Origin of the sequence: Pseudomonas sp. 3JA (genome assembly GCF_036961705.1) — a bacterium.
GTDB classification, from domain to species: Bacteria; Pseudomonadota; Gammaproteobacteria; order Pseudomonadales; family Pseudomonadaceae; genus Aquipseudomonas; species Aquipseudomonas fluorescens_Q.
Map to the genome: position 1 here is coordinate 71665 of NZ_JBAMDJ010000008.1, position 24856 is coordinate 96520.

The 24856-nt window shown below is 59.8% G+C and carries 26 protein-coding genes; 16 read left to right on the forward strand and 10 right to left on the reverse strand.

What is annotated here, in order from left to right:
* Positions 1-108 precede the first annotated feature (108 nt).
* Positions 109-708 (reverse strand): putative adenosine monophosphate-protein transferase Fic, encoded by a 600-nt coding sequence (locus V7773_RS08440; protein ID WP_336072993.1) that lies wholly within the window; start codon positions 706-708, stop codon positions 109-111.
* On the reverse strand, positions 708-878 hold the full coding sequence (locus V7773_RS08445; protein WP_003199786.1) for a YhfG family protein: 171 nt from the start codon (positions 876-878) through the stop codon (positions 708-710). Before V7773_RS08445 ends, V7773_RS08440 begins: the two co-directional genes overlap by 1 nt.
* 508 nt (positions 879-1386) lie before the next feature.
* On the opposite strand from V7773_RS08445, the gene V7773_RS08450 reads away from it, so the two are divergent.
* The 3 genes from V7773_RS08450 to V7773_RS08460 all read left to right on the forward strand — a co-directional run bounded on the left by V7773_RS08450 (position 1387) and on the right by V7773_RS08460 (position 3057).
* Positions 1387-1662, forward strand: a complete 276-nt coding sequence (locus tag V7773_RS08450) for a hypothetical protein (protein WP_013692639.1) — start codon at positions 1387-1389, stop codon at positions 1660-1662.
* Positions 1663-1901: 239 nt separating this feature from the next.
* Positions 1902-2189: a metal-sensing transcriptional repressor gene (locus tag V7773_RS08455; protein WP_053183374.1), complete on the forward strand. Its 288-nt coding sequence runs from the start codon at positions 1902-1904 to the stop codon at positions 2187-2189.
* A 7-nt stretch (positions 2190-2196) separates the two neighbouring features.
* Entirely contained in the window at positions 2197-3057 is an 861-nt protein-coding gene (locus V7773_RS08460; RefSeq protein ID WP_336072996.1) for a nickel/cobalt efflux protein RcnA, read from the forward strand.
* A gap of 10 nt (positions 3058-3067) precedes the next feature.
* Here the strand turns inward: V7773_RS08460 and V7773_RS08465 are convergent, their stop codons facing one another.
* Positions 3068-4015, reverse strand: a complete 948-nt coding sequence (locus V7773_RS08465) for a LysR substrate-binding domain-containing protein (protein WP_336072998.1) — start codon at positions 4013-4015, stop codon at positions 3068-3070.
* 184 nt (positions 4016-4199) lie between these two features.
* Between V7773_RS08465 and V7773_RS08470 the strand changes: the two genes are divergently transcribed.
* The 3 genes from V7773_RS08470 (at position 4200) to V7773_RS30405 (ending at position 7224) form a co-directional block, all read left to right on the forward strand.
* Positions 4200-5501 (forward strand): dicarboxylate/amino acid:cation symporter, encoded by a 1302-nt coding sequence (locus V7773_RS08470; RefSeq protein WP_336072999.1) that lies wholly within the window; start codon positions 4200-4202, stop codon positions 5499-5501.
* A 10-nt stretch (positions 5502-5511) separates the two neighbouring features.
* Positions 5512-7026 (forward strand): amino acid racemase, encoded by a 1515-nt coding sequence (locus V7773_RS08475; RefSeq protein WP_336073000.1) that lies wholly within the window; start codon positions 5512-5514, stop codon positions 7024-7026.
* Positions 7027-7164: 138 nt separating this feature from the next.
* Entirely contained in the window at positions 7165-7224 is a 60-nt protein-coding gene (locus V7773_RS30405) for a hypothetical protein (protein ID WP_442963463.1), read from the forward strand.
* 5 nt (positions 7225-7229) lie between these two features.
* Here V7773_RS30405 and V7773_RS08480 read toward each other — a convergent pair whose 3' ends face one another.
* Positions 7230-8147: an AraC family transcriptional regulator gene (locus V7773_RS08480; RefSeq protein ID WP_336073001.1), complete on the reverse strand. Its 918-nt coding sequence runs from the start codon at positions 8145-8147 to the stop codon at positions 7230-7232.
* A gap of 361 nt (positions 8148-8508) precedes the next feature.
* On the opposite strand from V7773_RS08480, the gene V7773_RS08485 reads away from it, so the two are divergent.
* Complete coding sequence (locus V7773_RS08485; RefSeq protein WP_336073002.1) at positions 8509-9726, forward strand: MFS transporter; 1218 nt, start codon at positions 8509-8511, stop codon at positions 9724-9726.
* Between the two features lie 76 nt (positions 9727-9802).
* Here V7773_RS08485 and V7773_RS08490 read toward each other — a convergent pair whose 3' ends face one another.
* From V7773_RS08490 to V7773_RS08500, 3 genes are all read right to left on the reverse strand, one after another.
* A complete protein-coding gene (locus tag V7773_RS08490) occupies positions 9803-10291 on the reverse strand; it encodes a hypothetical protein (RefSeq protein ID WP_336073003.1) in 489 nt (162 codons plus the stop codon).
* 132 nt (positions 10292-10423) lie between these two features.
* Positions 10424-10711: a NadS family protein gene (gene nadS / locus V7773_RS08495; RefSeq protein ID WP_336073004.1), complete on the reverse strand. Its 288-nt coding sequence runs from the start codon at positions 10709-10711 to the stop codon at positions 10424-10426.
* Between the two features lie 2 nt (positions 10712-10713).
* Positions 10714-10980, reverse strand: a complete 267-nt coding sequence (locus V7773_RS08500) for a type II toxin-antitoxin system RelE/ParE family toxin (protein ID WP_336073005.1) — start codon at positions 10978-10980, stop codon at positions 10714-10716.
* A gap of 179 nt (positions 10981-11159) precedes the next feature.
* Here V7773_RS08500 and arsN2 point away from each other — a divergent pair, with 179 nt between their 5' ends.
* Entirely contained in the window at positions 11160-11591 is a 432-nt protein-coding gene (arsN2, locus tag V7773_RS08505; RefSeq protein WP_336073006.1) for an arsenic resistance N-acetyltransferase ArsN2, read from the forward strand.
* On the opposite strand, the gene chrA is transcribed toward arsN2, so the two are convergent.
* Positions 11588-12946 carry a chromate efflux transporter gene (gene chrA, locus V7773_RS08510; RefSeq protein ID WP_336073007.1) on the reverse strand — a complete coding sequence of 453 codons (1359 nt, stop codon included), beginning with the start codon at positions 12944-12946 and terminating at the stop codon, positions 11588-11590. The two genes, arsN2 and chrA, sit on opposite strands and share 4 nt — an antisense overlap.
* 179 nt (positions 12947-13125) lie before the next feature.
* On the opposite strand from chrA, the gene V7773_RS08515 reads away from it, so the two are divergent.
* The 6 genes from V7773_RS08515 (at position 13126) to V7773_RS08540 (ending at position 21793) form a co-directional block, all read left to right on the forward strand.
* Positions 13126-13785: a ribonuclease T2 gene (locus tag V7773_RS08515; RefSeq protein ID WP_336073008.1), complete on the forward strand. Its 660-nt coding sequence runs from the start codon at positions 13126-13128 to the stop codon at positions 13783-13785.
* A gap of 204 nt (positions 13786-13989) precedes the next feature.
* Complete coding sequence (locus V7773_RS08520; RefSeq protein ID WP_336073009.1) at positions 13990-15561, forward strand: sensor domain-containing diguanylate cyclase; 1572 nt, start codon at positions 13990-13992, stop codon at positions 15559-15561.
* Positions 15562-15765: 204 nt separating this feature from the next.
* On the forward strand, positions 15766-18342 hold the full coding sequence (locus tag V7773_RS08525; protein WP_336073010.1) for a bifunctional diguanylate cyclase/phosphodiesterase: 2577 nt from the start codon (positions 15766-15768) through the stop codon (positions 18340-18342).
* 69 nt (positions 18343-18411) lie between these two features.
* A complete protein-coding gene (gene xth, locus V7773_RS08530) occupies positions 18412-19206 on the forward strand; it encodes an exodeoxyribonuclease III (RefSeq protein ID WP_063322144.1) in 795 nt (264 codons plus the stop codon).
* A 117-nt stretch (positions 19207-19323) separates the two neighbouring features.
* The gene (locus tag V7773_RS08535; RefSeq protein ID WP_092223865.1) at positions 19324-20148 is read left to right on the forward strand and encodes an arylamine N-acetyltransferase family protein; all 825 of its coding nucleotides are present in this window, start codon (positions 19324-19326) and stop codon (positions 20146-20148) included.
* A 124-nt stretch (positions 20149-20272) separates the two neighbouring features.
* Positions 20273-21793, forward strand: coding sequence for a nucleobase:cation symporter-2 family protein (locus V7773_RS08540; RefSeq protein WP_072346569.1), 1521 nt, complete (start codon positions 20273-20275; stop codon positions 21791-21793).
* A gap of 170 nt (positions 21794-21963) precedes the next feature.
* Here V7773_RS08540 and V7773_RS08545 read toward each other — a convergent pair whose 3' ends face one another.
* On the reverse strand, positions 21964-22314 hold the full coding sequence (locus tag V7773_RS08545) for a hypothetical protein (protein WP_063322141.1): 351 nt from the start codon (positions 22312-22314) through the stop codon (positions 21964-21966).
* A gap of 260 nt (positions 22315-22574) precedes the next feature.
* Between V7773_RS08545 and V7773_RS08550 the strand changes: the two genes are divergently transcribed.
* Positions 22575-23396, forward strand: a complete 822-nt coding sequence (locus V7773_RS08550; RefSeq protein WP_092223869.1) for a shikimate 5-dehydrogenase — start codon at positions 22575-22577, stop codon at positions 23394-23396.
* Between the two features lie 6 nt (positions 23397-23402).
* Here V7773_RS08550 and V7773_RS08555 read toward each other — a convergent pair whose 3' ends face one another.
* Positions 23403-24050 carry a YceH family protein gene (locus V7773_RS08555; RefSeq protein ID WP_336073012.1) on the reverse strand — a complete coding sequence of 216 codons (648 nt, stop codon included), beginning with the start codon at positions 24048-24050 and terminating at the stop codon, positions 23403-23405.
* A gap of 130 nt (positions 24051-24180) precedes the next feature.
* On the opposite strand from V7773_RS08555, the gene V7773_RS08560 reads away from it, so the two are divergent.
* Positions 24181-24690, forward strand: a complete 510-nt coding sequence (locus V7773_RS08560) for a DUF1993 domain-containing protein (RefSeq protein ID WP_072346575.1) — start codon at positions 24181-24183, stop codon at positions 24688-24690.
* Positions 24691-24856 lie beyond the last annotated feature (166 nt).

Sequence of the window (24856 nt, forward strand, 5' to 3'; positions counted from 1 at the left end):
ATCTCGTCCTGTACATTTTCAGTGCTTCAGCAGATGTTGATTGGCGGCGACTGTATCACTTGGCGAAATAAACCGTAAGGCGGTGAGCGAGGGAATAACGTTGTACGGTCAAGCTTGAATCGCCTGCCCGATACATTTCTCAAAAACCTGCTCCATAGGCTCCATGACGCCGTTATAAGCCGCAATATTGGCAAAGATCCACTCGTCCTTCTCAATCCCCCACCAACTGATTTCAAACCCGGCATTCATGATGAGGTGTTCAAACAGGATGCGTTGCGCACGACCGTTGCCTTCGCGGAAGGGGTGTACGACGTTGATGTCGGAATAGGCCTCTGCAACGGCGACGATCAGCTCAGCCCGCTCCATGCCCTCGAACCAGTTGGCCGTCGCCATGCTCATGAAGATCTTGTTGGCTTCCGCTTGCATGTACTGGGGTTGGCAAAAGCGGGTGGTTTGTTTGGACATGCCAACGGTGCGCAACTCGCCGGCCCATTCGAACAGGTCTGAAAAGAGGATTCGATGAATGTTCTGAAGGTAGGCCAGGCTGTAGGGAGGAGGGCTGAATTCGACGTTGTCCGCTGCGATGGCCGAGAGCTGTTGTTCGGCTTCGCTTAGGGTCGGTTCGTCACGGATATCGAGTTTGTTGCGAAGGACCGTGGAGCCGGGATAGCAATAAGCGTCCTCGCCGACTCCATATTTGTCAGCCATCAGGTTCTGGTCTGGGTGAAGGCCTTCAAGACCTCTTCACGCGTTGGCATTTTGCGTTCGCCGTCCGCGAAGGTCGTTTTAAAACCTTCCAGGCGGAGGCTGGCCGCGTAGTTGGATCTACGCGTCCTGGCGGCATAGGCCTTTTTGGTTTCAAGGCTGACATTGCCCATGGGCTGGACCTCAAATCGCGCTGGTGGGCGGATTATAGCCCATCCCGTTGGCATGGCCTATTTGCGACTCGGGTGAAGGCCGTTGGGCGCTCATTCGTTTCGAGATTTGTTCTTGTCGCCCCTAGCTGCGCAGCCCAATCCATCGCCGGACACCCCCATCGGAAATTTCCCTCAAGTTGTGTCGCTCCCCGCTGACTGTCCACCCAATCACCTCGTGCGCTAAGTTTCATCCGTCGCTGCAAATTCAGCGGCAGGGTGTGGAAGCCCTAATACCTGGGATTTTTTCAATTAATCCTGAGATCGTTCAATGAAAAAAGGTACAGCTATTGCTTTAAAACTGTGTTCGCAAGGCACGCATCATCTCAACCTCATCCAACCTGTGTTCCATTACATCAATTCCCACCTCCTGCTCAATCTACGAATTCCGACCCCGGATTCGGTCCTTCATCAGTGGCATCCCTATCTTCAACCCAGCACTGACCTCCCATTCCCGCAGGAGTAACCCCTCATGTCCCGTTACATGCCCATCACCGGTATCGAAAACAATTTCCACGCGCTCTTGATCGACACAGAAGCACCGTTGGACGTGCTGCACGACACCGCCGCTTACCGCATCGCCGCTGTCACTCAGTTGCTGGAAAACCTCGCCATGCGTTCTGACATTAGTACGGACGCCGTGATACTTCATGATTTCGCCCAAGTGCTAGCGATCCCCCTGCGCGATGGGTGTGATTTGCTGGATGTGATTGGGCGGCGATTGCAGGCGCAGGTCTTGGCGTCGTAAGGGAAGTGGGCGACCTCACGAGGTCGCCTGCACTGTCTTGCTCATCCACCCTGTGCAGTCTGTGGGAGCGAGCCTACTCGCGATAGCGGTGGGTCAGTTGGTGAGGATGTTGGATGTGCGCTGTCATCGCGAGCAAGCTCGCTCCCACAGTTTTGTCAGCGTTTCGATGGGTTTGCTTATATCCCCCCTGGGGGGATAGGATGGCGAGGGTAAATTCATCGAAACCCAAGGCTCAAACCATGACTGAGCACGACCACGAACATCCCCACCAAAGCCATGCGGCGATCATCAAACGTCTCAAGCGCGCGGACGGTCATTTGCGCAGCATTATCACGATGATCGAAGAGGGCCGTGAGTGCGTCGATATCGCCCAGCAGTTGCATGCGGTGGAGAAAGCGGTGTGCCAAGCCAAGCGGACGTTGATCCAGGATCACATCGATCACTGCCTGGAGGACACCGTTTCGTCGTTGAATAAAGGCGAGCGCGCGCCGCTGGAAGCCTTCAAACAAATCACCAAGTACCTCTAGGCCTGACATGCCCAATTTTGCTGAATTGCTGCAACAGGGTGGCACGCACGCCTGGCTGTATTTCCCCAGCGCTATCTTGCTGGGCGCCTTGCATGGCCTGGAGCCTGGTCATTCGAAAACCATGATGGCGGCGTTTATCGTGGCGATTCGGGGCTCGGTCAAACAGGCAGTGTTGCTAGGCCTGGCGGCGACGCTGTCCCACACCGTCGTGGTGTGGCTGGTCGCCATCGGCGGCATGTACCTGGGCCAGGAGTTGGACGCTGAAACCACCGAGCCTTATTTCCAACTGGCATCCGCTGCGCTGATCGTTGCCATCGCGCTGTGGATGCTGTGGCGTACCTGGCGTGGCGAGCGGATGTTCAGGTTCCAACAGGGACATGACCACCATCATCACGATCACGATCACGATCACGATCACGATCACCACCACCACGAACATGACCACGGGCATCCCGAACCCAAAGGCCTGGCGCTGTCGCTGGAGGGCTATCAGGATGCCCACGAGCAGGCACATGCCAACGATATCCGTAAACGCTTCACCAATCGGCAGGTCACCACCGGCCAGATCATCGTGTTCGGCCTGACGGGCGGGCTCATTCCTTGCCCCGCGGCCATTACCGTGCTGCTGCTGTGCTTGCAAGTCAAAGAGGTCGCGCTGGGTGGCTTGCTCGTCCTGTGCTTCAGCATCGGCCTGGCGATTACCTTGGTGACCGTGGGGGCTGCGGCGGCCATTGGTGCACGACAGGCTTCCAATCGCTGGCCTTGGCTGGGCACCGTTGCTCGCCGGGCACCTTACTTGTCCAGTGTATTGATCATCGGCGTCGGTCTCTACGTGGGCATCCACGGCTGGATCGGCTTGAACGCGTAGCCTCCACCGATCAGTTCGCACCTTCTGGCGCAGTGGGTGCGTTGCCCGGCCGCTGCAGCGAAGCGCCTTCCAGGGTTTTCCACAGCTTACGCATCGTTGGGTTGCGATTGGCAATCGCACAGTACGAGCGAATCTCCAATCGCGTGCTCCATTGCTCGTTACCGGCCCGCACCAACAGTCCACGCTCCAACTCGTCGGCCACTGCACTCTGCGGCAGCCAGGCCACGCCGTAGCCCTCGATGGCCATGCGCATCAGTAGCATCGCCATGTCCGCTTCATAACAGCGTTCCAGGGTGATCGGTTCAGGGCCGTTGTTGATGACGATGTCCGCGACGCGCCCCAGGAACGTCGTTGCCGTGTAGGCCAGGTAAGGCACCGGTTTGCCGGCGCGGCCGGGCAGGCGGAACAGCGGTTCGCCCTTGCGGTTGGGCGCGCACAAGGGGATGAACGCATCGTGGCCGAGCACCAGGCTGCCAAAACGCTCGGGGTCCAGCAGGATGGGGGCAAGCGGATGGTGATAGACCATCATCAAGTCGCAACTGCCTTCCTCCAGTGCAATGACGGCGTCATGAATATTGGCGGCCACCACCCGGGCGTTGAACTGTTCGTTGTGTTGCTGGAACTGCGAGAGCCACTTGGGCAGGAAGGTCATCGACAGGCTGTGGCCGGCGGTGATCTGGATCGAGCGTCCGGGCATTCGTTCCACGTCGCGCAGCGTCGAGCGCAACCTCAGTAGTCCGGCGAGGGCCTCTCGGCTTTCATCGCAGAAGGTGACTCCCGCGGGGGTGAGTTGGACAGGGTAGGTGCCCCGGTCCACCAGCTTGACGCCCACCCATTCCTCGAGTGAGCGGATACGCCGGGACAAGGCCGATTGTGTCACGCAACGAACCTCGGCGGCGCGGGAGAAGTTTTTCCATTCGCCAATCGCCTGAAGATCATCCAGCCATTTGAGTTGCATATCGAGAAACTCCCCCTGTGAGAGCGCGATTTTACTGCGCAATCTCCCGGCATAGCGCGGCCTTTCGCTAACTATTCCAAAAGCGCATGGGGTTAGCTGGATTACTCATCATCTCTGCGAATCGGCTCCTTAGAATCGATCCTGCCAAGTAAAAAAACTCCAAGAACTACTTGAGGACAGCTCCGTGAAGAAGAATAAGCTCCCACGTCGAATTGCCATGGGCATTGCCCTGGGCGTACTTGTTGGTTGGGCGTGTCACCATTTCGCAGGGAGCGAGCAAAGTGCCAAAGAGATCGCCAGTTACTTCTCGATGGTCACTGATATTTTCCTGCGCATGATCAAGATGATCATCGCGCCGCTGGTTTTTGCAACGCTGGTCGGTGGTATCGCTAGCATGGGTAATTCCCGTTCCGTCGGCAGGATCGGGGCTCGGGCGATGGCCTGGTTTGTCACCGCCTCGGTCGTCTCGCTGCTGATCGGCATGGGGCTGGTCAACCTGTTTCAACCCGGTGCCGGGCTGAACATGGACGTGGCCCAGCACGCAACAGCGGCCGTGCCGGTCAACACCGGCGACTTCAGTCTCAAGGCGTTCATCGGTCATGTGTTTCCGCGCAGCATTGCCGAAGCGATGGCCAACAACGAGATCCTGCAAATCGTGGTGTTTTCGCTGTTCTTCGGCTTTGCACTGGCCGGCGTGAAACGGGCGGGTTACACCCGGATCACCGATTGCATCGAAGAGCTGGCGAAGGTGATGTTCAAGATCACCGACTACGTGATGGCCTTCGCGCCGATTGGGGTGTTTGCCGCCATCGCCTCGGCCATTACCACCCAGGGGCTTGGCCTGCTGGTGGATTACGGCAAGCTGATTGCCGAGTTTTACCTGGGAATCCTGATTCTCTGGGCGCTGCTGTTCGGTGCCGGTTACCTGTTCCTTGGTCGCTCGGTTTTCCACCTCGGCAAGCTCATCCGCGAACCGATTCTCCTGGCCTTTTCCACCGCCAGCAGCGAGTCCGCCTACCCGAAGACCATCGAGGCACTGGAGAAATTTGGTGCGCCCAAACGCGTGTCCAGTTTCGTGTTGCCCCTCGGTTACTCGTTCAACCTCGATGGTTCCATGATGTATCAGGCGTTCGCCATCCTGTTCATCGCCCAGGCCTACAACATTGATTTGAGTTTCACGCAGCAGATGCTGATTCTTCTGACACTGATGATCACCAGCAAGGGCATGGCCGGTGTCGCGCGGGCTTCGGTGGTTGTGGTCGCGGCCACGTTGCCGATGTTCAATCTTCCCGAGGCGGGGCTGCTGTTGATCATCGGCATCGACCAGTTCCTCGACATGGCCCGTACCGCCACCAACGTGGTGGGTAACAGCATTGCGACGGCGGTTGTCGCCAAGTCCGAACCCCACGAAGAGGCCGACGAGGACGAGGACGAGGGCGCAGGTGCCCCGGTTCGGTCGCGATCCGAGCCGGTGCCGGTGGCTTGAGGATACGTTCATGAAGGCTAAAGCGAAGTCGAGTCACAAGGCTTCTGTGGTGCGCAAGTTGGGCATCGTCGGTGGGCTTGGGTCTCTGGCCGGGGGCGATCTGTTCTTCAAGTTGGTCAAGTCCCGGGCGGTGCTCGAGGATCAGGGGCGCTACCATTTCCTGTTCGAACAGCACCCGTTCAAGGACGTGCTGCTGCCGCTGGACCAGGGCGCGAGCATGACGTCGCGCAAGTTTTATGTGTTCCAGGTGTGCAAGTCGTTCGAGGACAGTGGCTTCGATGCGGTGATGCTCCCATGCTTCGCCAGCCATACCTTTCGCGCTGAAATCGAGGAGGAACTGGGCATTCCCGTGCTGGACATGATGGCCGCCTTGACCCAGCACGTCAGCCACACGGTGCCGCCCCAGGCGACGTTGGGGGTGATCGCCTCCGACTTCGTGCGTCATTGCGGATTGTTCGAGCGATATTTCGGGAAAGACTTTCGGATTGTTTACCCCGACGCAGACGCTCAAGTGGGGTTGATGGAGGCGATGTACGGCCTCAACGGCATCAAGGACGGTCATCTCGAAGGCGTGCCGCTTGAGGCGGTCTATCGGGCGTGTCTCTCATTGCAGGCCCAGGGTGCGACGGTGATGCTGCCCGGCATGACCGAGCTGTCCCTGGTTTGTGCCGATTTACAGCGTCGCGGGATCACCGTGCTGGACATCAATGAGATCTACGCCGACTTCGCGACGCTGGACCAGCAGCCCAGGCGCCCACCTTTCAAGCTGGGCATCGTGGGAGGCGTCGGGCCTGCCGCCACAGTGGACTTCATGGCCAAGGTGGTGGCCAATACCCCGGCGGGAAAGGACCAGGACCACATCAAGATGGTGGTCGAGCAAAACCCGCAGATACCGGATCGGACGGCCAGCCTGCTGCGTGATGAAACCGACCCGACGATGGCGATGTATGCCACCTGCAAACGCCTCGAAAGTGCCGGCGCCAATGCCATTGCGATTCCCTGCAACACCGCCCATGCCTTCGTCGAGCGGATCCAGGCCCACCTGAGGGTGCCCATCGTGAACATGTTGAGTGAGACGGTGGAGTGGATCGCGCGGACCTATGGTTCGGGCAAGGCGATTGGCCTGCTGGCGACTTCCGGTACGGTGCAGAGCCAGGTCTATCACCAGGCGGCGCGCCATGCCGGGCTCCAGGTCCTCACGCCAGGTGTCGATTACCAGGCGATGGTCATGGACGCCATCTACGGACCGCGGGGTATCAAGGCTGGCTTCACACAAGGGCTCTGCAAAGAGCAACTGTTGCTGGCGGCCGAGCATCTGTGTGAGCTGGGGGCCGGGGTGTTGATCCTGGGGTGTACGGAGTTGCCGCTGGTGCTGGCGCATTGCGATGCGTTCGATATCAATGGGCACAGGGTGGCGCTGGTTGATCCGACGATGATTCTGGCGTTGAGGTGCGTTGCGTTGGCGCAGAGGGCTGACAAGCCGATGAGCGTTCTGAAAACGTCGAAGGATGTTGCTGCTATCTGACGGTTGAAATTTGGCTCTTGTGGCGAGGGAGCTTGCTCCCGCTTGAGTGCGAAGCGCTCACAAAAGGGGCTGCTACGCAGCCCAGCGGGAGCAAGCTCCCTCGCCACAATGAGTCAGGCCACAATGAGTCAGGCCACAATGAGTCAGGCCACAATGAGTCAGGCCACAATGAGTCAGGCCATAATGAGTCAAACCTGAATCTATCAAACCACCTTGGTGTGGTTGGCCGGCCCGCGCAACGCCGCAATGTCCCGCTTGGGCGGCACACCAAACAAACGGGCGTATTCGCGGCTGAACTGGGAAGGGCTTTCATAGCCCACCTTGAAGGCCGCACTCGCCACGTCCACGTGTTCATTGAGCATCAAGCGTTTTGCTTCGTTCAACCGCAGCCACTTCTGGTATTGCAGTGGGCTCATCGCCGTGAGCTGACGGAAGTGGTGGTGAAACGTCGGCGCACTCATTTGCACCCGCGCCGCGAGGTCGTCTACGCGCACGGGTTCGGTGTAGTTCAATTTCAACCAGTCGATGGCCTTGGCGATCCGGTAACCCTGGCTATCGACCGAAACGATCTGCCGCAGTCGGGCAGCCTGGTCGCTGAGCAGCAGCCGGTAGTGAATCTCACGCTGGATCAACGGCGCCAGTATGGGGATCGCATCGGGTTCATCCAGTAACCCCAGCAGGCGTGCGAATGGCGCCAGCAAGTCTGGCGTCGCGGTGCCGATTCCCGCGCCGATCCCGACCGCTCGATCACGCGGCGGCGACAGGCTGCCTTGGGCGATCAGATCGGCCACCATGCGCAAGTCGAGCCTCAGGACCAGGCCCAGACAGGGTTGTTCCGGGCGGGCCTGCATCACCTCGGAATTGGCCGGGATGTCGAGGGAGGTCATGAGGAACCGCCCGGTGTCGTAGCCATAGGCTTCGCCACCGATCCACACCTGCTTCTCGCCCTGGGCCACCAGCACGATGCTCGGTTCGATCATGCAAATCACCGGCGGCGCCGGGGCTTCGCGCCGGAAGAAGGCGAGGCCGGGAATGGGCGTTTCGAAGTCGCCCGGGTGTGGTGTCCAGGCGCTAATGACGGCGGTCAATGTCTCTTGTACGGATCTGCGTTGGGCGGCCATGTCGGCTCCGGGTGTCATCTCGGCTCAAGCGCTATAGGCAGAACATTAACGTGCTAAACGAAGCGCTGCCTATACGCGACGGAAGAACTCATAGGATCAGGCAAGCATCTCAGCGTAATGCGTTAACGGCCGGCCGGATCGAGCGCTGAAAATACTCCCTCACTCAATTCACCAAGGCGTCTTCCAGGGCGACGTCGAGTATCGCTTCGCGGTCGATAACGCGACTTCGACCGGCTGATAGACGCGTCAACGGATTGCTCGCGTTAGCAGTCTGCCTGAGGCGGTGGTGTTGGATGTGCCGCCGTCATCGCGAGCGAGCTCGCTCCCACAGATCCATCAAGCAATACAGGATTGTCATTCAATGACCGATAACCCATTGTCACAAGACCCGCCCGCCTGGGGCGCGGTACTTGCCATGTCGCTCGCCGCGTTCGTGCTGGTTGCTTCGGAGTTCATGCCGGTCAGCTTGCTGACGCCGGTAGCGGCCGATCTTCACGTCAGCGAAGGGCAGGCCGGCCAAGGCATTGCCGTCTCTGGCGCCTTTGCCCTGATCACCAGCCTGTTCATCGCCTCGATTGCCGCCCAGGTCGATCGCAAATGGCTTCTCCTGGGGCTGACATTGCTGATGATCGTTTCAGGCACCGTGGTGGCGTTCGCGCCGAATTACCCGGTATTCATGCTCGGTCGCGCGTTGATCGGCGTGGCGATTGGCGGCTTCTGGTCGTTGTCGGCGGCCACGGCCATGCGGCTCGTGCCGGACGATCAGGTTCCGCAGGCTCTGGCCATCGTCAATGGCGGCAATGCCTTGGCGACGGTGGTCGCTGCGCCGCTGGGCAGTTTCCTGGGGGCGATCATCGGTTGGCGTGGCGCGTTTTTCTGTATCGTACCCGTCGCCGCCATCGCCCTGGTCTGGCTGCTGTTACGCCTGCCCTCCATGCCTTCGCAGGCGAAGCGGGGCGGCACCAATGTCTTCAAGTTGATGACCCGGGCACCGGTCGCGCTGGGCATGCTGGCGGTCAGCACATTTTTCATGGGCCAGTTCATGTTGTTCACCTACCTGCGTCCGTTCCTTGAAACGGTGACACAGGTGAGTGTTTCCATGCTGTCCTTCATCCTGCTGGTGATCGGTGTGGCGGGTCTGCTGGGCACCTTTCTGATCGGGGTCTGCTTGAAAAACAACCTCTATCGGACGCTCATCGTCATCCCGCTGTTGATGGCGGCAATTGCCATTGCCCTGGTGGGGTTCGGCGGGTCGGTAACGATCGCGACCTTCCTGCTCGGCCTTTGGGGCCTGGTGGCCACGGCGGCGCCCGTAGGTTGGTGGACCTGGCTTTCGCGAACGCTACCGGAAGATGCCGAAGCCGGCGGCGGTCTGATGGTGGCGATCGTCCAGCTCGCCATCGCCGCGGGCGCGACAGTGGGCGGCCTTCTGTTCGACCTGAGTGGCTATCGCGCGACCTTCGAAACCAGTGCGGCGGTGTTGGGCGTTGCCGCTGTTCTTGCGGTGCTGGCTGCTCGGTCAGCGGTTCGGGAATCTTCATCGACTACACAAGCAACGCCCTACAGCACGGTGGGTTGAGATAAATATCCGTCAGTCGAGGATGACCTGGTGTAAATACAGTTGAAAGGGCGACCTCAAGGGTCGCCCATTTGCGTTAAAGCCCCAGGCCTTGCTCTACCAGCGCGAGCAAGGTGTCCTCGTCCAGCAGGGCGGGTTCAGGATGCGGTTGTCCGCTCAGGCGCAGTGCCTGGATATGCCAGAGCGATTCACCATGTTCGCCAAGTTTGCGCACGATGCAGTGTTCCTGCCCCTTCATATGAACTTCAATACATCCCTCTCCCTTGGACGAGAAACGTGCAATGGGGTCGAATGAAATGCGGTGATGATTGCCTTCGATCACCAGCTGATCGATGGCGTAGCTGTACGTCGAACCGCTGGAATGACTTTCAAATACATGGGTGGGGTTGCGCCGAATGTCCAGGCCCGCCTCGCACACGGGCGCCAGCCAGATTTCGATCTGGCGATACAGTTCGTAGACCTGGGCGGGCCAGTGTTCGATCGCCAGGTCGGCGCAATTGTCGGTATCCGCGCGGGTTTGCTGGGTTTTCCTCAGTTTGGCCGCTAGCTCGTCTGCCTTGCTCATGTCGATTCCCTGTCGTGATGATAGATTGAGCTTAGCTGATGGGCTGGGGTGTTCATTTGCGCTGGGTCATGGGGTGGTGTGGGGAGCAAGCGCCTTCACGACATGTAAGCGGTGACTAAGATTCGGTAACACTTAAACTGCCAAGGCGCTGATCACGTGTTTCGGATCATTATGAATCGCTCGCAGCAGCGCTTTAGCGGGGCCGGTTGGCTCGCGTCGTCCTTGCTCCCAATTGCGAAGCGTGCCCAATTGGACGTCGATCAGTGCTGCGAATTTGGCTTGGGTCAGGCCGGTAGCCTTGCGTATTTCTTTCACTTGCAACGCGTCGACGATGAATTCCCGGGACGGCTGGCGTTCGCCTCGGACGATTTCATCCATCTGTTCTACGCTTGCCATCAGCTCATCGAAAAATTTGCTCATGGTTATCTCCAGTGCTCGACAATCATTTTTAATGCTTTGCGTTGATCGACAGTCAAATCTTGCTGTTCATTTTTCGGGTATATCATCAACAGCGCGATCCGCGAGGCATGGACGAAGTGGTAGTAGATCACCCTGGCCCCACCCCGTTTGCCATGGCCTTTGGCTGCGATGCGGATCTTTCGGATCCCTCCAGTGGCTTCCATTACATCGCCAGCGGAAGGATTACGGACCCATATTTTCTGTAGGACAGCGAAATCATCGTCATCCATCAGTTCTTTGACCCGACGGGTAAAAATTGGAGTTTCAATAAAAATCGTTGCTGATGTACGCCAGTGGCTTACTTTCGAGCAATCCTATTGAACTTCATCTTCCGATTCACCCCGTGAGTTGTAACCAAATTCGGGAATGCCCCGATGATCAGGACAGGACACAGGACCGAGCCCCCACTATGCGCATGACAGCTCTGAGCAACAACGACCTGGGACCTTTGCGCGATGCGCTCACCCTGGCCGGTCTACCCATCGACGATCTGGCGTATCCCGGTCGACAGTTCTTCAGCTTCAGCGACCAAGATGTTGTTGTGGCGTTTGGTGGCATCGAGGGGGAGGGGGCTGACCGGTTGCTGCGCTCGCTGGTTGTCCTCGAGGGGCAGCGGGGGAAGGGCGTTGGCGCGGCGGTGTTGGCCGCTATCGAGGCGTTTGCAAAACGTGAGGGTGTAGAGCAGCTCCATCTGCTGACTGACAGTGCCGCCGCGTTTTTTACCGGCCAGGGCTATCAGGCGCGGGACCGATCGCTGGCGCCTGCTTCGATCGGTGCGACGGCCCAATTCAAAACCTTGTGCCCGGCTTCGGCGACCTACCTGGGCAAACGTCTCGTCTAGCGCAGCAAGTGCACCGCCAGCCCAGCCAGCCCGCACGCGATCAACACCTGGATCACCCCCAGCTTGTAGCGAAACAGCGCAACGGCCGCTGCGATTGCGATGATTGCCGACGGCCAGTCCAGGGCACCTGCAAAACCATTGGGCCAAAGTACGTGGTAACCGAAGAAGCACGCCAGGTTGAGGATCACCCCGACCACCGCCGCGGTAATCGCAGTCAGCGGCGCGGTGAATTTCAGCGCGTTGTGCGTCGACTCCACCAACGGGCCGCCGGCCAGGATGAACAGGAATGAGGGCAGGAACGTGAACCAGGTCACCAGCGTGGCCGCGACGGCCCCGGCGAGAAACGCCTGTTCGGGACCGAACACTTGCATCACGTAGCCTCCGACGAAACCGACGAAGGCCACGACCATGATCAGCGGCCCGGGCGTGGTTTCGCCCAGGGCCAGGCCGTCGATCATTTGTGTCGGCGTCAGCCAGCCGAAGTGTCCGACGGCACCCTGGTACACGTAGGGCAAAACCGCATAGGCACCGCCGAACGTCAACAATGCAGCCTTGGTGAAAAACCAGGCCATTTGCGTCAGCGTGCCTTCCCAGCCGAACACCGCGGTCAGCAGGCCCATTGGCAACGCCCACAGCAGGGCACCGATGATCGCCAGCCGGGCGAGCCTGAAAGCGCTGAACCGGACGTGGTCCGGGGGCGGGGTGTCATCGTCGATCAATGCCGGGCCGAAGGATTGGTGCTTGTCATCGTGGCCGCCCAGGCTGAATTTTTCCGGTACCCAGCGCCCTCCCAGGTAACCGATGACGGCGGCACCCAGCACGATCAGCGGGAAGGGCACGTTGAAGGCGAATATCGCCGTGAACGACGCCGCAGCGATCGCCCACAGCCAGTTGTTCTTGAGCGCGCGGGAGCCGATCCGGTGGGCGGCATGCACCACGATTGCCGTAACCGCTGGCTTGATGCCGTAGAAAATGCCCGCTACCACCGGCACTTCGCCAAAGGCGACATACAACCAGGACAAGGTGATGAGGATGAATAGCGAAGGCAGTACGAACAATGCCCCGGCGATGATCCCGCCCCAACTGCGGTGCATCAGCCAGCCCATGTACGTGGCCAGTTGCTGGGCTTCTGGCCCCGGCAACAACATGCAGTAATTGAGGGCATGCAGGAATCGTCGTTCGGAAATCCAGCGTCGGCGCTCCACCAACTCCTGGTGCATGATCGAGATCTGCCCCGCAGGGCCGCCGAAGCTGATGAAGCCTAGTTTGAGCCAGAACCAGAAGGCCACGCGCAGGCTGACGGCGTCGGGTCGGGTCAGGGGCCGTTCGTCATCGGTTCGGGTCGATTTGCTCATGGGCGACGGGGCACGTAAAAGTCAAAGGCGATCTACGTTATGGGGCGTTACGCAATTTAGATAGCCCCCGGCAAGGTTTGCTTGTAAAAAAACAGCCCTTCAGAGATTTGAAACACAAGGTTGAAACAATCATCGCCCGATCATCTTGCTTTCGCACAATCGCCCCAAGGAGTGGGTCAATGAAACAACGTCTTGCCATTGTCGTGCTGATCGTACTGGCACTGGGTTCCATGGGCGCGGCCAATGCCCGCGAATCCGGCAATGCACGGGCGCAATCCGTGGCCGGGGTATTCGATTACTACTTGCTGGCGCTGTCCTGGTCGCCGACGTTCTGCCTGACTCACCAGAAGGATGCGCAGTGTTCCGGCAAGGGCTACGGCTTTGTGCTCCATGGCCTCTGGCCGCAATACACCCGGGGCGGCTGGCCGCAATCCTGTGCGCCCCAGGTGCCGTTGACGGCGGCGGAGCAGCAGAAGGGCCTGACCTTGTTTCCCACCCGCAAGTTGATGGCGCATGAATGGTCCAAGCACGGCACTTGCAGTGGCCTGGGTGCCATGGGCTACCTGGAGGTTGCCGACAAAGCCTTGGGCGCGGTGAAAATCCCACCGCAGCTGCAACCGTTCAACTCCTCGTATTATTTCGAGGCTGATGAAATCATCCGGCTGTTCCGTCAAAGCAATCCAGGCATTGCGCCCGACGGCATTGCGGTGATTTGCAGCGGACCTCAATTGTCGGAAGTGCGAGTGTGCATGGACAAGGACCTGGCGTTCGCCGCGTGTGGCAGGGGCGTCAGGACACAATGCCGGGCCGGGGAGATCCGGGTGCCCCCGGTACGGTGAGAGTCACAAACCTGGCCACAGGGAATTTCTTCGTTCTGAAGAGGGCATTTTTATCGGCTGGCAGGCGGTTTTTTGGATCCACTGCAGCCACCCATCGGCTCTGCTGCACGGGCAAATTGCCGCCTCACAAGCGGTAGGCTAAGCTCACGAATATTGGGGGCTTTGAGCGAATTCGCTCATGTTTTGCCCCCTTCAGGAATTCGCTTGCCTATCCCTATTCTCGATCCTTTCCATGCCCCTGGCGGTGCCTTGAAGCGCCTGCCGTTGCTCAAGGCAGCGGTGACGTTTATCGCGGCGGTGTGCCTGTGCTTGTGCGGTTTGCTTTACCTGCAGCTGGAACAGTCCCGCAGCCACGATCTGGAGTCGGCCCGCGTCGCTTCGGCGACGCTTACCCGGGCCATGGCCCAGCAGGCCCAGGACACCTTTCTCCAAGCTGATCTGGTGTTGGCCAGCCTGGCGGATTGGATCCAGATCGATGGCTATGGTCCCGCCGTACAGCCGCGCTTGCAGCAAACCTTTGCCCGACGTGTGCAATCGCTTGAGCAATTGCATGGCCTGTTCCTGTTCGACAAGCACGGCCACTGGGTGGTGACCTCTTTTGACAACCTGCACAGGGGCGCAGGGGTGGCGGATCGGGAGTATTTTACTTTCCACGAACAGAATGCCTCCTTGATCGCTCATATCAGCCCGGCGATCCGCAGCCGGCAAAACGGCGAGTGGATCATTCCCGTTTCCCGGCGTTTGAACGATCAGGATGGCAACTTCCAAGGCGTGTTGATGGCCGGCATCAAAATGTCGTACTTCGACCGATTTTTCAGGAGCTTCAATCTGGATGATCAAGGCGAGATGGCCCTGGCCTTGTCTGACGGGACACTGTTGGCGCGTCGCCCTTTCGATCAGGCGCGAATCGGTCATCCGCTGGGTGAAGAGAATATCTTCAAGCATGACGCGGCAAGCGTGATGGCCAGCGATGCAATCATCCGATCAGCCATCGATGGCGTCGTCAGGCTGTATGGGCACCAACATTTACAGGCTTATCCGCTGGTGGTCAGTGCCGCGGTGTCCGAAGACGCGATCCTGTCGGGATGGCATGACAGGGCTTTCCAATCCAGTCTGATTGTCGGCCTGGTGGTGCTGGGCATTTGCTTGTTCGGCTGGGTATTCGTGCGCCAGGTACGTAACAGCGAACGGATCGAGGCTGACTTGCGCAAGGCTCAGGAAGCGTTGGAGCTGATTGCCACCCATGACAGCCTCACCGGGCTGGCGAACCGGCGTCTGTTCGAACGGGCCTTGGACGTCGAATTCGGGCGGGGCGCCCGTCAGCGCAGTCCCTTGGGCCTGATCATGCTCGATATCGATTTCTTCAAGCGCTACAACGACGCCTATGGGCACGTGGCCGGGGATCATTGCCTGGCGGAAGTGGCCAAGGTGCTCAAGGACTGTTGCCATCGCAAGGCCGATCTGGCGGTGCGGTATGGCGGCGAAGAGTTTGCGGTTTTGTTGCCCGACACCCCTCTTTCGGGGGCCATGGCGTTGGCCGAACAGATCCGCCGCAGCGTCATCGACAAGCACATCATCCATTCCGGCTCTCCGACCGGTTACCTCACGGTGAGCCTGGGCTGCTATGCCTTTGTGCCCAGCAGCCTGGACAGCATCGAAGTCTTCATCCAGCGGGCCGATGCGGCGCTTTACCAGGCCAAGCACAGCGGCCGCAACCGTGTGGCGGTGCTATCGACGGAAGGTGGGTTCGATACGCTGGCGCGCTCGGATCGTTGAGATCGGTTGGAATCATCGGCAACGTGCCACGGTCCATTGTTCAGACATTGCGCTGGTGCCATAGACGAGGTGTGTAGGTTCTTTCGCAAAAAACCGTGGGCTCGCCAAATGATCAGGCAGCGGGTGCTAAGGTTGGGAGCATGACTGGCGCGGATCCTCACCGTTCTCGATCGGAGCCAGCGTTGACAGGACAGGAGCAGATCAATGGATTCCGCTGCCGATACCCCTTCAAGCACTGCGCGTCACACACCGATTACCCGTCGCCTGGTCGTGGCGGTCGGGGCACTTTTTGTCCTGGGCGTTCTGGTGGCGGTTGCCGCGTTGTTCAATATTGCGCAAAAGCTGGACGCGGAGGATGTGCGCAAGACGCATTTCTATATCGAGCGTGCCCTCGAGAATCGCATCACCGCTTCGAAAAACTACATTGCCAGCTATGCCTACTGGACCACGGGCTACGAGCGCCTCAACGGTGAAGTCGATGTGCAATGGGCCTACGCCGAACAGAACATGGGCAAAACCCTGTTCACCAATGATGAATACGAGGGTGTGTTTGTCGTTGATCGGCAACGCACCAAATATGCCGTGGTGCGCGGGCGCAATGTCCAAGGTGATGCCGCGATGTATATGAATGCATCGCTGACGGACCTGGTCGACCAGCTCCAGGCGCAGCCCGACCTGACGATGTCCATGACTCGCTACACCTTGTTCGAGGGCTGGCCGGCCATCATGACGGCTTCGGTGATCCTGCCCAACGACGAACGACCCCAGGTCGAGTCCAAAGGCACCTCGGTCTTGCTGTTCGTCGACCAACTGACGCCGGTCAAGCTGCGCAAGTTGGGCAAGAGTTATGGCCTCACCGACTTGAATCTCAAGAAAGACATCGAGCTTGAGCCTGGCCAGCCGGCCGTGCCGCTGGACAGTACCGGTTTCAGCCTGGTGTCTCGCCTGGAGCGGCCGGGCCAGCAATTGCTCTGGTCCCTGTTGCCGCCGCTGGGTGGCGCGTTGCTGATTCTGGCACTGCTGACCGCTTACTTTTCTCGCTATGCGTTGCGCACGGCACGGCATGTGGACGCCAGTTACGACAGGCTGGAACAGTCGGCGCATGCCCTGGAGGCCAGCGAAGAGCGCTTCCGGGCCGTGGCCGAGGCGGCTTCCGACTGGATTTGGGAAATCGACGGGCAGCAACGCATCACTTATCTGTCGGGGCGTTTCAATACGGTCACCGGGTTTTCCGATCAGCAATGGCTGGGGCAGGACATCGAACAACTGCTGTATTGCGACACCACGCCGATTGCCCTCTGGCTGGGCAAGTTGACGGAGGAGCAGAACGCCAGCAACTTGCGCTGTTCCTACCGTGATCATTCCGGGCAGTTGCGTTTCTGCCGTGTCTCGGCACGCCCGATCTTTAACAAGGCTGAGGTGGTGGGCTATCGCGGCACCGCCAGTGACATCACCGATGAAGTGGCGGCCCATGCCCAGGTCCAGCACCTGTCGATGCATGATGCACTGACCGGCCTGCCAAACCGTAACAAGCTGGCGCGACACCTCGATGATGCGCTGGTGGCCAAGGAGCATTCCGCGCCGCTGACCTTGCTGATGGTCGACCTGGACAACTTCAAGCCGATCAACGACTCTCTCGGCCACCCGGCCGGCGACGCGGTGTTGCTGGAAGTGGCCCAGCGACTGCGCGACTGCACCCGCGAGCAAGACCTGGTGGCGCGCCTGGGAGGGGACGAGTTCGTCGTAGTGCTCAATGGGATGGAGCACACCACTGAGATCGATCGATTCTGTGAGCGGCTGATCGACAGTCTGCAGCAGCCGATCCTCTACGAAACCCATTCGTTGCACATCGGCGCGAGCATTGGCATCGCTGTCAGCCGCCGCCAGGGTTATATACCCGGAGAACTGATCCGCTGCGCCGATATTGCCTTGTACCAGGCCAAGTCCGAGGGCAAGAAAACCTGGTGCTATTTCGCTTCGCAGATGAACGATCAGATCCAGCATCGTCGCCAACTGGAGAGCGACCTGCGCCAGGCGGTGAAGAAAAACGAATTCGTCCTGCATTTCCAGCCGCGCTACACCGTCGATGGTCGGGAGATCGTGGCGGTCGAGGCGTTGGTGCGCTGGCAGCATCCGACCCAAGGCTTGTTGAGCCCCGACGCCTTTATTCCATTGGCCGAGCAAACCGACCTGATTGTCCCGCTTTCGCGATGGGTATTGCGCGAGGCCTGCGAAACCGCACTGACCTGGCCGGGAGAATTGATGGTTTCGGTGAATCTGTCACCGGCGCAGTTCGAGCGCAGCGATGTGGTGGAGGATGTGCGACAGGTGTTGATCGAAACCCGTTTCCCGGCGAGTCGCCTGGAACTGGAGATCACTGAAAACGTGATGCTCAACGACGTTGATGGCGCTCTGCAGGTCATGAATGCCCTGAAGGAACTGGGCGTGCGCTTGAACATGGACGATTTCGGTACCGGTTATTCGTCCCTCGGTTATCTGCGCACCTATCCATTCGATGGCATCAAGATCGACAAGCGCTTCATTGCTTCGATGAGCAACAGCAGCAATGACCGCGCCGTGGTGCAGGCGATCATCAACCTGGGCAAGGCCATGGGGCTGACGGTGACTGCCGAGGGCGTGGAAACCCTGGCCCAGCTCGGCTCACTGGGCTCGGACCAGTGCCACGAGGTGCAGGGTTATTTCCTCAGCCGGCCGATCGACAAGCAAGCCTTTGCACGCTTATTGGAGAGTGGCCTGCCCCTGCCGAAAACGGGTTCCTGAAAACCTGTTGCAACCACCCAGTCCGGTTGTCGGTCACAACTGTGACTGGGCATTTCGAGTTCTGGCACTATGAAAAACCTTCGGATCGCGACCTTCAATATCAATGGCATCCGGGCCCGGCTGCCCAATCTGCTGGAATGGCTGGAGCGGGAAAAACCCGACATTGCCTGTTTGCAGGAGCTCAAGGCCGTGGACAATGATTTCCCGGCGGCGGAACTGGAGTCGGTGGGGTACGGGGCGATCTGGCATGGGCAGGCATCCTGGAACGGCGTCGCGATCCTGGCCCGTGACGCGCAGCCGCTGGAGAGCCGCCGAGGCCTGCCTGGTGGGGATGACGACAGCCATAGTCGCTATCTGGAGGCGGCGGTGCATGGCGTACTGGTGGGCTGCCTGTACCTGCCCAATGGCAATCCACAGCCGGGTCCCAAGTTCGACTACAAATTGGCGTGGTTCGAACGGCTGATCGACTACGCCCAAGGGTTGCAGGCCAGCGATCACCCTGTGGTGCTGGCCGGTGACTACAACGTGGTTCCCACCGACATGGACATTTACAACCCGCGCTCCTGGCTCAAGGATGCGCTGTTGCAGCCAGAAAGCCGCGCGTGCTACCAGCGACTGCTGGACCAGGGCTGGACCGATTCGTTGCGCCACCTGTATCCCGATGAGCGGGTCTACACTTTCTGGGACTATTTCCGTCAGCACTGGCAGAAAAACTCCGGGCTGCGCATCGATCACCTGCTACTCAACCCGGCGGCCAGCGCGTACCTGAGCGAGGCCGGCGTGGACGCCTGGGTCCGGAACCAACCCCACCCCAGCGACCACGCGCCCACCTGGATCCGGCTGGCGTCACGCAAGCGGCGGTGAACAGGCGAGGCATCCCGGTCGATTGTTGTCTCTGTGAGGGGAATGCCTTATACCTGGCGCCCAACATCAGTGCGCTTGTCGTGAGCGTAGCGCCGACCCTGGAAAAGGACACCCCTCATGAGTCACCTCCAACTGAGCGACACGGCCCGCTATCTGCTGCGCCTGGGTTTCGATACCCCGCCAGCGCCGACCCTCGACACGTTGCGTCAACTGCAACGGCGCCATACCGCCGAGTTCCCTTTTGAAACCCTGTCGACGTTGCTGCGTCAACCCGTGCCCATCGACCTTGAATCGGTCGAACGAAAAGTGTTCGAACAAGGGCGCGGCGGCTATTGCTATGAACTCAACCAACTATTTTTTGCGCTGTTGCTGGAGTTGGGTTTCGACGCCCGCGGCATCACCGGGCGCGTGGTGATGAACGCGCCTGAAGGCTCTTGGGCTGCCCGGACCCACCGGTTGAGCCTGGTGACGTTAGACGGCGTGCGCTACATCACCGACGTCGGCTTTGGTGGCATGGTGCCCACTGCGCCGTTGCTGCTGGACAGCCGTGAGGCCCAAACCACCCCCCATGAGCTGTACCGCATCGAAACCCATGCGGACGGTTACCTGCTGCGCGCCAACGTCGACGACGAATGGCGGCCAATGTATCTGTTCGATCTGCAACGCCAGGAAGACATCGACTACACCCTCGGTAATTGGTACGTCAGCAGCCACCCGGAATCCCCGTTCATGGGCCGGTTGATGGTTGCACGCACCGGTGACGGGTTGCGCAAGACCCTGAACGGCAACAGCTACGCGGTGCACCGGATAGGGCAGCAGAGCGAACGCCGGGTGATCGCCGATGCCGATGAATTGATTGACTTGCTCGAACAAGAGTTTGGCCTGCGCGTACCGCCGCGCGAGCTGTTGCGGCCGGCGATTGTGAAGGTGCTCCAGCCATAAGAAGGCTGTTGGCCGGGGGTACCTGTTCCTGGGTAGGGCAACAAGTTGTATACAACTATATGGACATTTGTCCTGAGTTTTGAATACAGTGTGCCCATAACAAAAAACAGGGAATCCCCGAACCATGAAAACGCCCCATGTTTCACTCCCACGGCCCGAGGACGAAAACCTTGGCGTCGGCGCGAATATGGCTTACGGCCTGCAACATGTGTTGACCATGTACGGCGGCATCGTCGCCGTGCCGTTGATCATCGGCCAGGCGGCCGGGCTCTCGCCCGCGGACATCGGTCTGTTGATTGCCGCGTCATTGTTCGCGGGGGGCTTGGCAACGTTGCTGCAAACCCTCGGCCTGCCGTTTTTTGGCTGTCAATTGCCCTTGGTGCAGGGCGTATCGTTCTCGGGCGTGGCGACCATGGTGGCGATTGTCGGCAGCGGCGGGGAAGGCGGTTTTCAAGCCATCCTGGGCGCGGTGATCGCCGCGTCGCTGATTGGTTTGCTGATTACCCCGGTGTTTTCGCGCATTACCCGGTTCTTTCCGCCGTTGGTCACCGGCATCGTGATCACCACCATCGGCCTGACCCTGATGCCGGTAGCGGCGCGCTGGGCCATGGGTGGCAACAGCCACGCCGCTGATTTTGGCAGCATGGCCAATATCGGCCTGGCGGCGGTGACCCTGGTGCTGGTGCTATTGCTGAGCAAAATGGGCAGCGCAACCATCTCCCGGTTGTCGATTCTGCTGGCGATGGTCATTGGTACCGTCATCGCCGTTTTCCTTGGCATGGCGGACTTTTCATCGGTCAGCCAAGGCCCGATGTTCGGCTTCCCGACACCGTTCCATTTCGGCATGCCGACTTTCCACATCGCCGCGATCCTGTCGATGTGCATCGTGATCATGGTGACCCTGGTGGAAACTTCCGCCGACATCCTGGCGGTGGGCGAGATCATCGACACCAAGGTCGACTCCAGGCGCCTGGGCAACGGCTTGCGGGCTGACATGCTGTCGAGCATGATCGCGCCGATCTTCGGTTCCTTCACCCAGAGTGCCTTTGCCCAGAACGTCGGGCTGGTGGCGGTGACCGGGATCAAGAGCCGTTTCGTGGTGGCGACCGGCGGGGTCTTCTTGGTGGTGCTCGGGCTGCTGCCGTTCATGGGCCGGGTGATCGCGGCGGTGCCGACCTCGGTGCTGGGCGGTGCCGGTATCGTACTGTTTGGCACCGTGGCTGCCAGCGGCATCCGTACGCTGTCGAAAGTCGATTACCGTAATAACGTCAACCTGATCATCGTCGCCACCTCTATTGGTTTTGGCATGATTCCCATCGCCGCACCGAATTTCTATGACCATTTCCCGAGCTGGTTCGCGACCATTTTCCATTCGGGCATCAGTTCTTCGGCGATCATGGCGATCGCGCTGAACCTGGCGTTCAACCACTTCACCGCCGGTAACTCCGACCAGCAGTCGGTTTTCGCCGCCGGCACCGAGCGAGTGTTGCGCTATCAGGACCTGGCAGCGCTACGTGAAGGTGATTACTTCAGCGATGGCAAGCTGCACGACTGCGATGGCAACGAGATTCCCGTGGTGGCTGAGCCTGTTCACGGGGCAGCGGAGCATGCGCCGATCCGACTGAAAAGCAGCGAGCACGTCTGACAATTCCCTGTGGCGAGGGAGCTTGCTCCCGCTGGACGCAAAGCGGCCCTGTTTTAGGACTGCTGCGCAGCCCAGCGGGAGCAAGCTCCCTCGCCACAGGGGTTATCCAGTGGACACGAAAAAGCCTTTGATCAATGATCACAGGCTTTTTTGTGCCGCCCGGGAGCCGGTTACCAGCGGCCGTAATGACCCCGGGGTGGGCCGTAGTAATAGCCCCGTGGTGGCCCGTAATACACCGGTGCCGGGCGATAGTAGATCGGTCGCTCTACATACACCGGCTGCGGCTGGTAGTAGACCGGTGGCGGGGCCTGGTAGTAGACCGGCTGTGGCTGGACATAGACCGGTTGCTGCACATACACCGGCCGATCACGGTTGATGATGGCTGAGCCAACGATGGCCGAACCGACGATGGCACCAAAAACGGCGGGCCCCTCCCAACCACCACGACCGTGGGCGGATGCCTGGCCGGTGACCGCGAGTGCCCCCATGAGCAGGGCGATGATGGGAAGTCTACGATTCATGGCTGTTCCTCGTTTCGGCCCCGGCGCCTGTGGTCTGCAACAGACCCGATGAGGGTCGCGGGGATACTTGCTATGACAGCGATTTTCTCAGGATTTGCAACGCCGTTGGGTAAATATTGTGTAAGGTCTGTAGCGCTTTTATTGACCGCGCCGGGTCATCCTGTGGCCTGAGATAGGGCCGGGCCTGGCGGTATCATCATCGAATAAACCTTTCGCGACGGCCCTTCCATCTGTCCGAAAGTGAATGCAAGGAGACACGCATGCAGATCAATCCCAACAAAGACACCCAACTGTGCATGTCGCTCTCGGGGCGTCCTGGAAACTTCGGCCTGCGTTTTCATAATCACCTGTATGAACAATTGGGCCTGAATTTCTATTACAAGGCGTTTAGCAGCCAGGATTTGCCTGGAGCCGTGGGCGGTATCCGTGCCCTGGGGATTCGTGGATGCGGTGTGTCGATGCCGTTCAAGGAAGCCTGCATTGCCCTGGTGGATGAGCTGGATCCTTCCGCCGCCGCGATCCAGTCGATCAATACGATCGTCAATACCAACGGCCATCTGAAGGCCTACAACACCGACTACATTGCCATCGCCCAGTTGTTACAAAGCCACGCGGTGCCCAAGGACTCGACCTTTGCCTTGCGCGGTAGCGGCGGCATGGCCAAGGCTGTGGCCAGTGCCTTGCGCGATGGGGGTTACCAGAACGGGCTGATCGTTGCCCGCAATGAAGCCGCGGGGCGAGCCCTGGCCGAGTCCCTGGGATATGAATGGCAAGCTGACCTGGGTACCCGGCGGCCGCAGATGCTGATCAACGTCACGCCGATCGGCATGACTGGCGGCCCGGAGGCCGATCAGTTGGCGTTTGAGCCCGAGACCATCGTCGCGGCCGAGACTGTGTTTGATGTCGTGGCGATCCCGTCGGAAACGCCACTGATCGTGCGCGCCCGGGCCGAAGGCAAGCGGGTCATCACCGGGCTGGAAGTCATTGCGATCCAGGCCCTGGAACAGTTCGTGCTGTACACCGGTGTGCGGCCCAACCTGGAGCAATTTGAAAAAGCCGTGACCTTCGCCCGGTCGGCGTAGGCACTGCTATTCCAGCCGCGACAGGCGTTCTTCCAGGGCCGCGATCCGGGCTTCGAGCTCTTCGATACGCTCCAGCGAGACAGCGCCACCGGCTCCACGCTCCACCGGATGCTGGCGGGCGGCGAGAATCGCTTCGATGTCCGCTGGATCGCCCATGGCGTGTACATAGCGGTCTTCGCGCTGGCCGGCCTGGCGTGGCACCAGCAGCGCCAGCCCTCGGGCGATCAGGCGTTCGAGCTGGTGCACCACTTGCTCGGCGTCTTCGAAGTCGTGCATCCGACCGCTGCGGGTCAGTAGCTCATTGACTGTTTGCGGGCCACGCAGGAACAGCAGGCCCATCAGGACCACCTGGGCTGGCACCAGCTCCAGGGCTTTGTCGACCCGATGTTCCCAGCGGTCGGCGCGGCTGCCCATCACCAGTTTGGTAAAGCCGCGACCTTCCAACGCCCGCAGGCTCTGGCCGACCTGGCCCGGGTTGAGGTTCATCACCGGTTCGCGGCTGGTTTTCTGGTTGCAGGCCAGTACCAGGGCGTTGAGCGTCAGCGGGTAGGTCTCAGGGTTGGTGGCCTGTTTTTCGACCAGCGCGCCGAGGATGCGAATTTCCGTGCTATTGAGCCGTGGTTCTTCAGCCTGCTGTTGTTCTTCGATGCTCATCGCGCGTTCCCTATGCTGTGGAAGCCGCCTAGCCTAATCCTTGCGCAATAAAAGACAAGTCGTGCAACAAGCCGTGGCTATAATCGCAGCCGTTTGATTCATTCTTTCCTGCCACCAGCATGAGATTGCCATGACTATTTCCCTGTACGCCGCTTCCGTCCCGGTTTTCAAGCAGATGCTCAACGCGTTGAGCGACGTTCTGAACAAGGCCGAAGCCCACGCCACCGCGAAAAACATCGACCCGAACGCCTTCCTGCAAGCTCGCCTGTACCCGGACATGTTCCCGCTGGTGCGCCAAGTACAGATCGCGGTGGATTTCGCCAAGGGTGTATCCGCCCGCCTGGCCGAGGTCGAGGTGCCGAAGTATGAGGACAGCGAGACTACGTTCGCCGAGCTGCAAGCCCTGATCGCCAAGGTCTTGGCCTTTATCGACGGCATCAGCCCTGCGCAGATCGATGGCAAGGAAGGCATCGAAATCGTCACCCGTCCGGGCACGCCGAAGGAAAAGCGCTTCAGCGGCCAGAACTACCTGCTGACCTACGGCCTGCCGCAGTTCTTCTTCCACGTCACCACCGCCTACGCCTTGCTGCGCCACAATGGCGTGGAAGTGGGCAAGCGCGACTACATGGGCGCGTTCTAACCCGCCGGCATGAAAAAGCCCGGGACGGTGTGGGCCGTTCCCGGGCTTTTTTGTGTCTGGCACATCCTCGGCGGATGTACCACCGCTGTCGCGAGCAAGCTCGCTCCCACAGGGGATCTGTTGTGTAGCGGCTATTGTGTGAGCGCCGCTGCCCTCTGTGGGAGCG